General features: G+C 64.1%; 14 protein-coding genes. 7 read left to right on the forward strand and 7 right to left on the reverse strand.

Features of this window, described 5'->3' with window-relative positions; all coding sequences use genetic code 11:
• Positions 1-24: 24 nt before the first annotated feature.
• The 5 genes from pssA to CH305_RS13395 all read right to left on the reverse strand — a co-directional run bounded on the left by pssA (position 25) and on the right by CH305_RS13395 (position 3,517).
• Entirely contained in the window at positions 25-879 is an 855-nt protein-coding gene (gene pssA / locus CH305_RS13375) for a CDP-diacylglycerol--serine O-phosphatidyltransferase (RefSeq protein WP_032380268.1), read from the reverse strand.
• 8 nt (positions 880-887) lie between these two features.
• A complete protein-coding gene (locus CH305_RS13380; RefSeq protein ID WP_032401775.1) occupies positions 888-1,604 on the reverse strand; it encodes a phosphatidylserine decarboxylase in 717 nt (238 codons plus the stop codon).
• Positions 1,605-1,736: 132 nt separating this feature from the next.
• The gene (locus tag CH305_RS13385; RefSeq protein WP_032393780.1) at positions 1,737-2,006 is read right to left on the reverse strand and encodes a GlsB/YeaQ/YmgE family stress response membrane protein; all 270 of its coding nucleotides are present in this window, start codon (positions 2,004-2,006) and stop codon (positions 1,737-1,739) included.
• 88 nt (positions 2,007-2,094) lie between these two features.
• Positions 2,095-2,559 (reverse strand): SRPBCC family protein, encoded by a 465-nt coding sequence (locus CH305_RS13390; protein WP_037148827.1) that lies wholly within the window; start codon positions 2,557-2,559, stop codon positions 2,095-2,097.
• Positions 2,560-2,719: 160 nt separating this feature from the next.
• Positions 2,720-3,517: a DUF1206 domain-containing protein gene (locus CH305_RS13395; protein WP_032401777.1), complete on the reverse strand. Its 798-nt coding sequence runs from the start codon at positions 3,515-3,517 to the stop codon at positions 2,720-2,722.
• A gap of 424 nt (positions 3,518-3,941) precedes the next feature.
• Between CH305_RS13395 and CH305_RS13400 the strand changes: the two genes are divergently transcribed.
• The 5 genes from CH305_RS13400 to CH305_RS13420 all read left to right on the forward strand — a co-directional run bounded on the left by CH305_RS13400 (position 3,942) and on the right by CH305_RS13420 (position 8,736).
• The gene (locus CH305_RS13400; RefSeq protein WP_037148826.1) at positions 3,942-5,597 is read left to right on the forward strand and encodes an FAD-dependent oxidoreductase; all 1,656 of its coding nucleotides are present in this window, start codon (positions 3,942-3,944) and stop codon (positions 5,595-5,597) included.
• Positions 5,594-7,027: an ATP-binding protein gene (locus CH305_RS13405; RefSeq protein WP_032401779.1), complete on the forward strand. Its 1,434-nt coding sequence runs from the start codon at positions 5,594-5,596 to the stop codon at positions 7,025-7,027. Before CH305_RS13400 ends, CH305_RS13405 begins: the two co-directional genes overlap by 4 nt.
• Positions 7,024-7,368: a UBP-type zinc finger domain-containing protein gene (locus CH305_RS13410; RefSeq protein ID WP_032380273.1), complete on the forward strand. Its 345-nt coding sequence runs from the start codon at positions 7,024-7,026 to the stop codon at positions 7,366-7,368. The genes CH305_RS13405 and CH305_RS13410 overlap by 4 nt, the downstream gene beginning before the upstream one ends.
• Positions 7,369-7,449: 81 nt before the next feature.
• Entirely contained in the window at positions 7,450-8,127 is a 678-nt protein-coding gene (locus CH305_RS13415) for a GPP34 family phosphoprotein (RefSeq protein WP_094703937.1), read from the forward strand.
• A 6-nt stretch (positions 8,128-8,133) separates the two neighbouring features.
• A complete protein-coding gene (locus CH305_RS13420) occupies positions 8,134-8,736 on the forward strand; it encodes a DJ-1/PfpI family protein (RefSeq protein WP_032401781.1) in 603 nt (200 codons plus the stop codon).
• Here the strand turns inward: CH305_RS13420 and CH305_RS13425 are convergent.
• Positions 8,716-9,063 (reverse strand): DoxX family protein, encoded by a 348-nt coding sequence (locus CH305_RS13425; RefSeq protein WP_032402070.1) that lies wholly within the window; start codon positions 9,061-9,063, stop codon positions 8,716-8,718. The genes CH305_RS13420 and CH305_RS13425 overlap by 21 nt on opposite strands.
• A gap of 79 nt (positions 9,064-9,142) precedes the next feature.
• On the opposite strand from CH305_RS13425, the gene CH305_RS13430 reads away from it, so the two are divergent.
• Positions 9,143-9,472, forward strand: a complete 330-nt coding sequence (locus tag CH305_RS13430) for a helix-turn-helix domain-containing protein (RefSeq protein WP_032380276.1) — start codon at positions 9,143-9,145, stop codon at positions 9,470-9,472.
• A 42-nt stretch (positions 9,473-9,514) separates the two neighbouring features.
• Here the strand turns inward: CH305_RS13430 and CH305_RS13435 are convergent, their stop codons facing one another.
• A complete protein-coding gene (locus CH305_RS13435) occupies positions 9,515-11,374 on the reverse strand; it encodes a BCCT family transporter (RefSeq protein WP_179278282.1) in 1,860 nt (619 codons plus the stop codon).
• Positions 11,375-11,663: 289 nt separating this feature from the next.
• On the opposite strand from CH305_RS13435, the gene CH305_RS13440 reads away from it, so the two are divergent.
• Positions 11,664-12,581, forward strand: a complete 918-nt coding sequence (locus CH305_RS13440; RefSeq protein ID WP_094703938.1) for a serine/threonine-protein kinase — start codon at positions 11,664-11,666, stop codon at positions 12,579-12,581.
• Positions 12,582-12,620: the final 39 nt, after the last annotated feature.

Genomic DNA, 12,620 nt, shown 5'->3' on the forward strand with positions numbered 1-12,620 from the left:
ACGGTCAACAGTAGCGGCGAGGCGCTAACTACGAGGCCGACGCAGTCCCAGGCGTGCCTGCGACCGCCGATTGTTACCCGGCGCGCGTCGGATGGCCCGTCGCTCGGCGCGGCGCTCGGCCGGCTTGGCGTCCCACGTGTACGGGCGCGCGGCAGTCCAGCGCTGTGATCGCACCGCGAACGGGATGTGGACCAGGTAGGCCAGCACCAATCCCATCAGGAGAACCAGCGGGAAGGTGATGAGCGCGGCGGCGAGCAGGGCCACCAGAACCAGCAGGATGGCCGCCAACCGAGGCGGGACCGAGACCGTCTTGAGCGCGAGGGTGGGGATGCGGCTGACGATCAGAGCCGCGGTGACGATCGACCATCCGGCGACGACGTAGAACGATGCCCACCAGCCGTCGCCGAATTCCTCGAATGCGGCGATCGGGGCCAGCGCGATGAGTGCCCCGGCGGGTGCGGGAACGCCGGTGAAGTATTCGCGGGCGTACGCGGGGGTGTCATCCTCGTCGAGCAAGGTGTTGAAGCGGGCCAGCCGGAGAACGATGCTCACCGCATAGACCAGTGCGACGATCCAGCCGCCGCTGCTGCCCTCGAGCAACGTGACGTACAGGACCAGTGCCGGGGCGACGCCGAACGAGATGGCGTCGGACAGCGAGTCCAGTTCGGCACCGATCTTGCTGGTGGCGTCGAGCAGACGCGCGATTCGCCCGTCCAACGCGTCGAGAATGGCGGCGGCACCGATCATGGCGAGTGCGGTGCCGAGCTGACCGTCGAGGGCGAACTTGACCGCGGACAGGCCGGAGCACAGCGCGAGAATCGTGACGACGGACGGGAGCAGACGGATGGCAGCAGGCGGCTTGGCGCGTCTGGTGATCATGTCGGTGTCTACTGCGACAGCTCGGCGAGGACCGTCTCGGCACCGACTGCGCGTTGGCCGCGCTCGACCAGCAGCGTCGTGCCCGCAGGGAAGTAGGTGTCGACGCGTGAGCCGAATCGGATCAGGCCGTACGTGTCGCCGATCGAGAGGGTATCGCCCACCTTGGCGTTGTTGATGATGCGTCGCGCGATGAGACCGGCGATCTGCACGACGGCGACGTCCTGACCGGAGTCGGTCCTGATGTGCATGCTGTTGCGTTCGTTGACTTCGCTGGCTTCGGCTAGATCAGCGGATTTGAACTGGCCGCGGCGATGAACGACCTCCATCACTCGCCCGCCGACGGGAACACGCTGTACGTGCACGTCCAGGACCGAGAGGAAGATGCTCACGCGCGGGACCGGCTCGGAGCCGAGATCGAGCTCGGCCGGCGGGACCGCAGTATCGACGAGCGTGACGAGACCGTCGGCCGGGGCTACGACGACGCCGGGGCGGTTCGGCGGCACCCGTGACGGGTGGCGGAAGAAGGTGGCGCAGGCTCCGGCGGCGACGAGGCCGGCATTGCGAACCCACTTCGAGCGGCGGCCGAGCACTGCAACTGCGAGCGGACCACCGACGAACGGAAGCCCTGCTGGGTGTAGCGGTGGAACCGTTTCACGGACCAAGTCGACGATGTGAGCCACTCCGGTGCGGGGCGGTTGACCAATCGGGGCGGGACGGCGTGCCACGGTCTCCTCTAACTTTTCGTCGGACAGGTGTTGGCAGGTCGTGGTGCTGGAGCAATCGAGTCGCAGACGCACGACTGCCGAGGCCCTCACAGCGTACGTGAGGTGCCCCGGCAGTCGGGAGCTGCGAGTCGATCAGACGCGGCTGCGACCTGTCACGAGCTTGACCAGGAAGAGCAGGATAACTGCGCCGAGGATGCAGGTGATGAAGCTGAAGATCAGTCCGCCACCTTCGACGTCGACGCCGAAGACCTTGAGCAGGTATCCGCCGATCAGGCCACCGATGATGCCGACGACGATGTTCAGGATGATGCCCATCTGAGCATCCGTCTTCATGATCTTGCTGCCGATCCAACCTGCAAGTCCGCCGATGATGATCCAGCCGATGAATCCGAGACCCAACATATGTTGCCCCCACTTTCCGTTCGTGTCGTTTGCTTGTCGAAACGACGGATGCCCGAGGGAAACAAACCTGAAACCTTCCTGAGAAGAATTATTTTTTTCCCAGCTTCTCGCTCTCGACCTTGATGCGGCGCAGGGTGCTGTTCATACCCTCTACGAGTTCGACGTCGAACTGGTCGATGCCGCCGAGGATGCGCTTGACCAGCAACGACGACACCGCCGACGTGCCGCTGGGTGCCTCCCGCTTCTCGACGACGGTGGTTCCGGTGGCGGTGGGGGTCAGGGTGTAGGACCAAATCGTCTTGTTCTCGACGACGCGAAACGCGAGTTCACGGTTGGGCTCGAAGGTGACGACCTTGGACGTCGTCGGCCAGACGAGCAGGCCCTTGCGGTTGACGTTGAGCGTCTTGGTGCCCTTGCCGACCGGTCCGCCGAGGACCTTCATCTTCTTGCACTGCGGGCTCCATTCGCCCATGCGCTGGAGGTCGGAGACGATCGACCAGACCGTCTCGGGGCTCGCGGCGATATCGATCGTGGCTTCGAGAGTCTTGCTCAACGTGGGCCTCCAATTGGTCGTGGTAAGTGCAACTGACTGTCACACACAATCGTGCGCATCCTATGTGTCAGCGGACACAGTTGGCCAGCTAGGTGAGCGGAACTTCGTACCGTGCTACGAGTTACCGCTCACCTGCGAGCGAAGCGAGCTCCACTCCCGCTCACATGCGAGCGAAGCGAGCCAGCACGAATGCGTACAGCCCGTAGAGCGCAATTCCCACTCCGGCGAGGACCAGCAGAACCTGCCCGTACGGCTGGGCACCCAGTGTCTTGACGGCACCGTCGATTCCGGTGGCCTTGGAGGGATCGGACTGCAGTACCGCCACGACGACGAGGATGCCTGCCCCGACCAGCGCCGTGCCCTTGGCTGCGTATCCGGCGATACCGAGTTTGACGACGGCGCCGCTCTGGTGGCCTTCGAGATCATCGAGGAAGTTCTTCGAGACGCCCTTGTAGACGTGGTAGCCGCCCACACCGATGACGACGAGGGCGACGACGATCAGCACCAGCTTGCCGCCGCCGGATTCCATCAACCGGGCCGAGTAGCCGGCGTTCTGCTGGCCACTGGACTTTCCGGAACCGGTCGCGAAACCGTAGGTGGAGAACGCGAACGCGATGTAGACGACGGCCAGTGCCGCAGCCTTGAGACGATCGAGCGCACTTCCCTCGTCGGCGTCGGATTTCTTGCCGACGATCGCTTCGACGATTCGCCACAGGGCCAATGCGACAAAGGCGACCACGGCCACCCACAGGGCGATCTTTCCGCCGGGCTTGTCGGCCAGTTCGGCGAGCGCGCCGGACTGGTCGGCGTTACCCGCCTGACCGAACGCCAGCCGGATCGCGATGTATCCGATGAGGATGTGCAGCACTCCGCTGACGAAGTGGCCGGCGCGCGCCGCTTTCTCGAATGCACCGTTGTCTTGAACGGTGTTGGCCACAGACTTTCCCGACGTGTTCACGAACGTTCCCCGATCAGTTGATTTGAAGAAATGTTTACCCCGAGGAGGGGCCCGAGAAACCGTGTTTCCCCACGAAACGCCGCACGAGATCCCACTGCTGCGTTAACACCGAGCGGACACTGACCGATGTAGCAAGCGGAGTGTCGGGACCAACGAAGAAATTGTTCGGAGTGATCCACCGTGAAATTACAGTCGATAATGCGTCGTACCAGCAGTGATCTACCCCTGTTGAAGACCGCCAGGATGAGCGGGAGCCCGCGCACCTGGCCGGCCGAGAAGCTCGAACGACTCCTCACCCCACACGAACTCGATCTGATCAGACGCGGCCGAATCTGACCCTGCTGTTTCCAGGCCCGCTTGCCTCCCATTCGGGGCGAGCCGGTGGCATGCTCATGAGGTTGGTGAGCATCAGTCCTGGAGGGTCATGAAACCGGTCATTCTCAGTGTCGACGACGATCCCGGAGTATCGAGGTCGGTCGCCCGCGACCTGCGCCGCCGCTACGGCGAGCAGTACCGCATCGTGCGCGCCGAATCCGGTGCCGGGGCACTGGACGCACTCAAAGAACTCACGCTGCGCGGCACCCCGGTCGCGATTCTGTTGGCCGACTACCGCATGCCCCAGATGAGCGGCATGGAATTTCTCGAACAGGCGATGGACCTTTTCCCTACGGCCCGCCGCATTCTGCTCACCGCCTACGCGGATACGGACGCGGCGATCGACGCCATCAACGTCATCGACCTGGATTACTACTTGCTCAAGCCGTGGGATCCGCCCGAGGAAAAGCTCTACCCCGTGCTCGACGCCCAACTCGAGGCCTGGTGCGCGTACGACCACCGCGCCGTCGAGGACACCAAGATCGTCGGCCACCGCTGGTCTGCGCGGTCGTCGGAAATTCGCGAGTTCCTCGCCCGCAATCAACTGCCCTACCGCTGGTACATGTCCGACGAGTCCGAGGGCGCGCGACTGCTGGCCGCGGCAGGTGTGGCAGACGACCGACTACCGGTGGTCATCACCACCGAGGGTGATGCGTTGATCGAACCGTCCGACGCCGAACTCGGTAACCGGCTCGGTCTGACCGTGTCGCCGTCGGAGGAGTTCTACGATCTCGTCGTGATCGGCGGCGGTCCGGCAGGACTCGGAGCGGCTCTGTACGGCGCGTCGGAGGGTCTGCGGACGACGCTGATCGAGCGGACCGCGACGGGCGGTCAGGCCGGTCAGAGCTCTCGCATCGAGAATTACCTGGGATTTCCCGACGGGGTCTCGGGTGCGCAGCTGGCCGAGCGAGCCCGGCGGCAGGCGTTGAAGTTCGGTGCCGAGGTCGTCACCACGCAGGACGTAGTGGGTCTCGACGTCAACGGATCCGCGCGTACCGTGCGGTTCGCCGACGGCCGCAGTATCAGTGCGCAGACGATCATCCTGTCCACCGGCGTCGCCTATCGACGATTGGACGCACCCGGAATCGACGACTTCACCGGCCGGGGTGTGTTCTACGGGTCTGCGATGACCGAGGCCGCACGCTGTGCCGAGCAGGATGTCTACATCGTGGGCGGCGCGAACTCGGCCGGTCAGGCAGCGGTGTACCTCTCGCGCGGAGCCAGGTCGGTCACCATTCTGATCCGTGCCACCTCGCTGGAAGCGTCGATGTCGTACTACCTGATCAAGCAGATCGAAGAGAATCCGAAGATCAGCGTTCGGCCGTGTACCGAGGTCGCGGGCGTGGCAGGCGACGGTCACCTGGAGTCGATCACGCTGCGCAACCGGGCCACCGACGAGACCTCGACGGTCGACGCGCAGTACCTGTTCCTGTTCATCGGGGCTGCCCCGCGTACCGAGTGGCTCGACGGAGTGCTCGTTCGGGACGATCATGGATTTGTGGTCACCGGACCGGATCTCGTCACCGACGGACGCGGACCCGCCGGGTGGACGCCCACCCGACTTCCGCATCACCTCGAGACGAGTGTGCCCGGGGTGTTCGCGGCCGGGGACGTTCGATCCGACTCGGCCAAACGTGTCGCGTCGGCAGTGGGAGAAGGAGCGATGGCCGTGATGTTGGTGCACAGATATCTGGCGAACCCGTGAGCACGCTCGCGTGTGATCCGGAGGAGTTGCGGACGCTGTTCCTGTTCGAGCATCTCACCGACTCTCAGCTGGCGGAGCTGTGTCGGGACGGGCGCATCGAGACGATCGAACCCGGACCGGTGTACGCCGAGGGCGACCCGGCGACGTGCTTCTACGTGTTGATGGACGGTGCGGTTGTCCTCTCGAAGCTCTCGGGCGGCGAGGATCTGGTGATCAACCGAACGTCGCAACGCGGGGTGTATGCCGGTGCGTGGCAGGCATATCTGGGTGATCGGGTGCCGCAGACGTACCAGGGTTCGATGCGGGTGAGTGAGCCCTCGCGCTTCTTCGTGCTCGACGCGGACTGTTTCGCATCGATCGTGCGCGAGTGGTTTCCGATGGCCCTGCATCTGCTCGAAGGATTGTTCTTCGGAAATCAGAACACCAAGCAAGTGGTGGAACAGCGAGAGCGATTGCTGGCGTTGGGTTCTCTGTCGGCAGGGTTGACGCACGAGCTCAACAATCCGGCCGCGGCCGCGGTGCGGGCGACGTCCGCGTTGCGTAATCGGGTGGCGCACATGCGGCAGAAGTTGGCGATGATCGCCGGCGGAACCCTCGACCGCGCCAGCCTGGCGCGTCTGGTCGAACTGCAGAACGAGGCCGTGGAGTTGGTGGCCAAGGCGCCCAAGTTGACGGCCATGGAGGCGTCGGACCGCGAGGACGAACTCGGAGAATGGTTCGAGGACAAAGATATTCGAGACGGCTGGGATCTTGCCCCCACGTTCGTCTCGGCGGGGCTCGATGTGCCGTGGCTCGATCGTGTATCGGCGACCGTCGACGATCCGACCATGCTCGAGGGCGCGATTCGGTGGCTCAACTACACGGTCGAAACCGAGTTGCTGATGAACGAGATCGCGGATTCGACCACGCGAATCTCCACCCTGGTCGGTGCCGCGAAGCAGTATTCGCAGATGGACCGCGCGCCGTACCAGACCGTGGATGTGCGGGAGTTGCTCGACAGCACACTGATCATGTTGGGCCGGAAGATCGGTGACGACATCGCGGTGGTCAAGGAATACGATCCAGCGGTGCCGCCCATCCCCGCCTATGCCGCCGAACTCAACCAGGTGTGGACGAACCTGATCGACAACGCCGTGCAGGCGATGGACGGGTCGGGGGTTCTGACTGTGCGCACGTCTTTGGACGAGGATCAGGTGCAGATCGAGATCTGCGACACCGGACCCGGTGTGCCGCAGGAGATTCGGTCACGCATCTTCGAGCCGTTCTTCACCACCAAGGCCGTCGGCGAGGGTACGGGTCTCGGCCTCGACATCTCGTGGCGCATCGTGGTGAAGAAGCACCAGGGTGACCTGCAGGTGGTGTCCGAACCTGGGAACACGCGCTTCATCGTGAGACTGCCAGTCCAACCCGCTGTCGAGGAGGCATCATGACCATCGAAGGCATCGACCCGCAGGTTCCGCCGTCCGGACCCGGCTGTGTCGAGTGCACGCAGACGCAGGGCTGGTGGGTGCACCTGCGTCGGTGTGCGCAGTGCGGTCATATCGGGTGCTGCGATTCCTCGCCGTCGCAGCACGCCAGCAAGCACGCCGAATCCACTCGACATCAGTTCGTGCGGAGCTACGAGCCCGGCGAGGAATGGTTCTACAACTACGCCGACGAGCAGATGTACGACGGCCCCGAACTTGCTCCCCCGCAGCATCATCCACTCGACCAGACGGTTCCCGGGCCGCGTGAACGGGTGCCGTCGAACTGGCAGAGTTTGATCAACTGACTCGTTCGGCACCGGTGAAACACTGGGTATCGAGAAGGTGAACACCGCAAATCGGGCGCGCGTTGTGGGTAATCTCGCTCCATGACGTTGATTGCGGAGGATCTGCTGCTGTTGTTGCTCGACGACGAGTCGGGCAAACCGTCGGCAGACAGCACCAAATTGCCGCGCGTGCTGGCCGGCGCGTTGGTCGTCGAGCTCGCAATGAGTGGATCGCTGCGCATCACCGGCCCCGATGAGCAGATCAAGAAGGATCACGTGGTCGTGGCGGGGGAGCCGCCCGAAGACGCACTGCTGCGCCGTGTGTTCGATCTCGTGGCAACGACATCACGGCCGATGAAGCCGCAGAAGGTGATCGAGAAGTCGCAGAAGAATCTGGCCAAGGAACTGGCCGCGCGTCTGGCGGCGCAGGGTTTCGTCACCGAGAAGCAGGACAAGGTGTTTGGGTTGTTCCCGACGACGACGTGGCCCGCGCGCGATACCTCGCGGGAGAAGGTGCTGCGAGATGCGCTACGAAGCGCGCTCGTCGACGGCACGACTCCCGAGCCACATTCCGCGGCCCTGATCTCGCTCGTCTCGGCCGTGGATCTCACGCACAAGGTCATCACAGACGCGGACAAGAAGCTGTTGAAGAAGCGGGCCAAGGAGATTGCCGAGGGTGAGTGGGCAGGAGAGGCAGTGCGCAAGGCCGTCTCCGATGTGAACACTGCGGTGATGGCTGCGGTCATGGTGCCCGTCATCGTCTCGACCACGAGTAGCTGAGGCGACATGAGAAGCATTGCGATTCTGTTGTTCGACGACGTCGAGGTGCTCGACGCCTGCGGGCCGTTCGAGGTGTTCTCGGTGGCCAACCGGGTAGCCGAACGTGCCGGTAGCGCAGCGCCTTTCGAGGTTGCGCTCGTCGGGCTCGATGACGGATCGGTACGCGCGCGAGGTGGCATGAGGATCGGCGTCGACACCACGATCGACGATCCGCGGACCTACGACCTCGTCTTGGTTCCCGGCGGCGTCGTCGACGCGGTCGAAGCGGACGGCCGAGTCCTGGAGTGGCTACAGCGAACTCGACCCACCGCAGAAGTGGTCGCGTCGGTGTGCACCGGTGCGTTCGTGCTCGCGGCAGCGGGACTGCTCGACGCGCGTCCGGTCACCACACACTGGGAAGATCTGGAATTGCTGCGGACAAGGTGGCCCGCGCTCGTTGTGCACGAGGGCGTTCGGTACATCGATCACGGCGATCTGGCGACATCGGCCGGTATCAGTGCCGGCCTCGATCTCGCGCTGCATCTGGTCGCGCGGTGGGCGGGCGCGGATCACGCCCTCGCCACCGCGGGCCAGATGGACTACGACTGGTCAGGCGCTGAGCACCCGTAGAACCAGCGCCACGACGGCGAACACGGCGAGTCCGGCGGCTGGGGCGAAGTCCTTGTCCTTGGCGCGAAGGTGCGCGGCAACCGCACCGACGAAGTAGAGGATGACGCCGACAGCAGCTGCCACGCCGATGGGCCAGACCAACAGGCCGACCAGGAGGCCGATGGCACCGAGTATCTCCGCGTAGGCCAACCACGGAATCTTGTCGGCGGGGACGCCGACCTGCTCGAGCATCGGGATGACGGAGGGATTTTTCGTCAGTTTGCCGATTGCCGAGAACGTGAGCGCCACGGCGAGCAGTACCGAGACGACGAGGGTTGCGATGAACATGATCCCTGCTTTCATTTCTGGGGCCACTAGTAAATCAGAAGTAGCAAGGCGGACTGTAGCACCTCGGTAGGGTGGAGTCATGGTCACGAACGAACAGCCACATGACTCCCGTGCCTGTGACGGAGCGTTGACCAAAGCCTTCGGCTTTCTCGGCAAGAGATGGAACGGAATTCTTCTTGCGACGCTGATGAACGGGCCGATGGGATTCTCGGACCTGCGCCGCGCCGTCGGCGGCATCAGTGACTCGGTGCTGTCGGAGCGACTCGGAGAACTCGGCAAAGCGGGGCTGGTGGCGCGCGCCGTCACGGACGGGCCCCCCATCTCGGTGGAGTACAGCCTGACGACCTCGGGTGAGGCGCTGTTGCCGTCGCTCGAGGCGCTCACCGACTGGGCTTCGAAAAACCTCTGACCCCCGCAACACTGTCGCGAGGGCCAGAGATGGATCGATCGGTCAGCCGGGGTGGTTGCTGTCTTTCTGTCCCTCGGCCGAGTCCGCGAACTCCTGAGTGTCGAACACCTCGCCGCCCAGCGGATCGACGGGAGCGTTGTTACTCGAGTATTCGACGGCTCCGGTCTCGGGATGAACCTCGAGCTGTTCGGTGGACACCTCGTGCACCGCGAGCACGACGGTCCCGGTGCGACCGGGCGAAGTGAGTCCCTCCCGTGACGCTGTCAGGCCGGAGAACGTGCTCGAGATGCCTGCCGACGCCCTCTTGCGCGGAGTCGACCGAGCTGGGTCCTGTTCGCTGTCCGCGACCTCCGGCGTAGTGGTCACGCGCACGTACCGCGGGGTGGTGGCGACGTCGTAGCGGAAGGCCTTGAGCATCGACACGCACGCGAGCACCAGAATGATCGAGAACGGCACGGCCGTGGCTATCGACATCGTTTGCAAGGCCGTCAACGATCCTGTTCCGCCGATGAGGAGCAGAACCGTCGCTGCCACGCCTTCGAGAATCGACCAGTACACGCGGGTGATCTTCGGGGGCTCTAGATCGCCGCCAGTGGAAAGGATGTCGATGACCAGCGAGCCGGAGTCGGAGGACGTCACGAAGAAGAACACGATGACGAAGATCGCCAGCACGCTGCTGATCGTGGCCAACGGCAACGTGTCGAGCAGCTGAAACAGGCTCGTGTTGGTGTCGACGGCACCGTCGACCAACAGGTCGCCGTTCTCGCGCTGACGCAGGATGCCGGCATCACCGAAGATCGTGAACCACAGCGATCCGATGATCGTCGGTGCCAGCAGCACTCCGAACACGAACTCGCGGATGGTGCGGCCGCGTGAGATGCGGGCGATGAACATGCCGACGAACGGCGCCCAGCTCATCCACCAGCCCCAGTAGAAGATGGTCCAGTCGCCGGTCCAGCCGTCGTCGGAGAACGGTGATGTGCGCAGCATCAACTCGGGCAACGCCTGGATGTAGCCGCCGAGGTTCTGCACCCACGACTGCATGAGAAACAGGCTCGGTCCGGCAATCAGAACGAAGACTGCCAGAGCCGCGGCCATTCCCATGTTGATGTTGGAGAGCCATTTGAGACCGCGTGAGACGCCGGACACGACGGAGAACGTCGCGAGACCGGTGACTCCGGCGATGATGATGACCGTCACCCAGTTGTTGGTATCGACCCAACCCAGGTACTCGAGGCCGGCCGAGATCTGTTGCACACCGAATCCGAGCGAGGTGGCAACGCCGAACAACGTGCCGATGATGGCGACGGCGTCGATCGCATGGCCGATGCCGCCCTCGATGCGCTTGCGCCCCAGAAGCGGCTCGAGCAGCCAACGCACGGACAGCGGGCGTCCCTTGCGGTAGGTCATGTAGGCCAGCCCGAGGCCGACCACCACGTAGATGGCCCAGGCGTGCAGACCCCAGTGGAACAGGGTCAGCTCCATCGCCTGACGGGCTGCCGGGTCGGTGCTGCCGGGAACGCCGCCTGCTTCGGGTGGTGTGACGTAGTGCGAAAGAGGCTCGGCGACGCCGTAGAACACCAGGCCGATGCCCATGCCGGCGCTGAACAACATCGCGAACCAGGACAGGACGCCGAATTCGGGCTTCTCGTCGTCACGTCCGAGGCGGATGTTGCCGACTTTGCTCAGACCGCAGTACAGCGCGAACAGCACGAAGCCGGTGGTGGCCAGGATGTACCACCAGCCGACTCCGCTGGTGATGGCGTTGTTGAGATTGTCGAATGCGTCGGCAGCAGTGCCGGCGTAGATCACCGAGAAGGCGATCATGACAAAAATGACGATAGATGCGGGGACGAAGACCGGCTTGAGCAGGCCGCCCCACGCTTCTTTTACTGCTTTCACTTACTTGACTTCCTTACAACTCGAGTCGAGGTGATCGGCTGACCACTATCGGTTTGCCGTTCTTTTTCCCTTGTTTTGGTCAAGTACCGGTAATCACCATAAACGACGTCGGCGCGGGCGACGAAACGTGACGGAGCCGGTGAGCAGGGGAGACAAGCCCGCGTCGACAGTCTGCCGAGTCGCCGCGAAGATCCGAACGGACTACAGTTCTGTCGATGTTGCGGTCTCGCCCGGTCGTCCTTCGTGGGAGTCGATGTGCCGCGAGTAGTGCTGTTGCACAGGTGATTCCGTGACTCTCGGTCGGTTGCAGCCGGGCACCGAGTTTGCGGGCTTTCGAGTGCAGCGTCGCCTGGGCGTCGGCGGCATGAGTGAGGTGTACCTGGTCCTCGGTCGCGGACACGATCGGCTCGAAGCGCTGAAGGTTCTCGATCGTGACGCATCGCGGTCACCGCGACTACGCACCAAGTTTCGGACCGAGGCCACCGTTGCCGCGCTGTTGGTGCATCCGAACATCGTGTCGGTGCACGAACACGGTGAGTTCGAGCACCAGCTGTGGATGTCGATGCACTACGTCGACGGGTACAGCGCGGCGCGGCTGGTCGCTCGCGGTCAGATCGCGCTCGACGTCTCCCGGGTGGCGCGCATCGTCGCCGAGGTGGCCAAGGGGCTCGACTACGCCCACTCGAACGGCGTCCTGCACCGGGACGTCAAGCCGTCGAACATCCTCATCTCCACCGAGCGGGTGGACGGCTACGAGCAGGTGTTGTTGTCCGACTGGGGAATTGCGCGTCTGGTCGACGACTCGACGCCGTTGGTCGTCGGCGGAACGGTGCTGGCGTCCATCCACTACGCGGCACCGGAACTGCTCCGCGGGGAAGTGCTGAGCGCGCAGACCGACGTCTACGCACTGGGGGCGACTCTGGTCGAATTACTCACCGGGCGAACGCCGTACCCCTTGGCCACGCCACTCGCGATCACCGCAGCCCATCTGTCGGCCGAGCCGCCCGCGGTGACGCGGCGTCGGAGATCACTACCGCGGGGTCTCGACGCGGTGGTCGCACGCGCGTTGGCCAAGGACCCCGCCGATCGTTTCGAGACCTGTGTGGAACTCAGCGACGCTGTAGCGGCAGCAGTGAAGGCCGGGGTTCCGGAGCCGCCCGTGCGGCGTTCGCCCTTCACTCGATCGAGATGGCTCAGGTTCTCCTGACGATCGGGTGAGCTGCCCGTGCGGGAGACTAGGACATGA

This window comes from Rhodococcus sp. 15-649-2-2, from assembly GCF_002258645.1.
In the GTDB taxonomy this organism is placed as follows: domain Bacteria; phylum Actinomycetota; class Actinomycetes; order Mycobacteriales; family Mycobacteriaceae; genus Rhodococcoides.

What these genes read in the sequence shown, in the direction of transcription:
- pssA (WP_032380268.1), bottom strand. Translation starts at nt 879, where the DNA reads ATGATCACCAGACGCGCCAAGCCGCCTGCTGCCATCCGTCTGCTCCCG.
- CH305_RS13385 (WP_032393780.1), bottom strand. Translation starts at nt 2,006, where the DNA reads ATGTTGGGTCTCGGATTCATCGGCTGGATCATCATCGGCGGACTTGCA.
- CH305_RS13400 (WP_037148826.1), top strand. Translation starts at nt 3,942, where the DNA reads ATGAAACCGGTCATTCTCAGTGTCGACGACGATCCCGGAGTATCGAGG.
- CH305_RS13410 (WP_032380273.1), top strand. Translation starts at nt 7,024, where the DNA reads ATGACCATCGAAGGCATCGACCCGCAGGTTCCGCCGTCCGGACCCGGC.
- CH305_RS13415 (WP_094703937.1), top strand. Translation starts at nt 7,450, where the DNA reads ATGACGTTGATTGCGGAGGATCTGCTGCTGTTGTTGCTCGACGACGAG.
- CH305_RS13420 (WP_032401781.1), top strand. Translation starts at nt 8,134, where the DNA reads ATGAGAAGCATTGCGATTCTGTTGTTCGACGACGTCGAGGTGCTCGAC.
- CH305_RS13425 (WP_032402070.1), bottom strand. Translation starts at nt 9,063, where the DNA reads ATGTTCATCGCAACCCTCGTCGTCTCGGTACTGCTCGCCGTGGCGCTC.
- CH305_RS13430 (WP_032380276.1), top strand. Translation starts at nt 9,143, where the DNA reads ATGGTCACGAACGAACAGCCACATGACTCCCGTGCCTGTGACGGAGCG.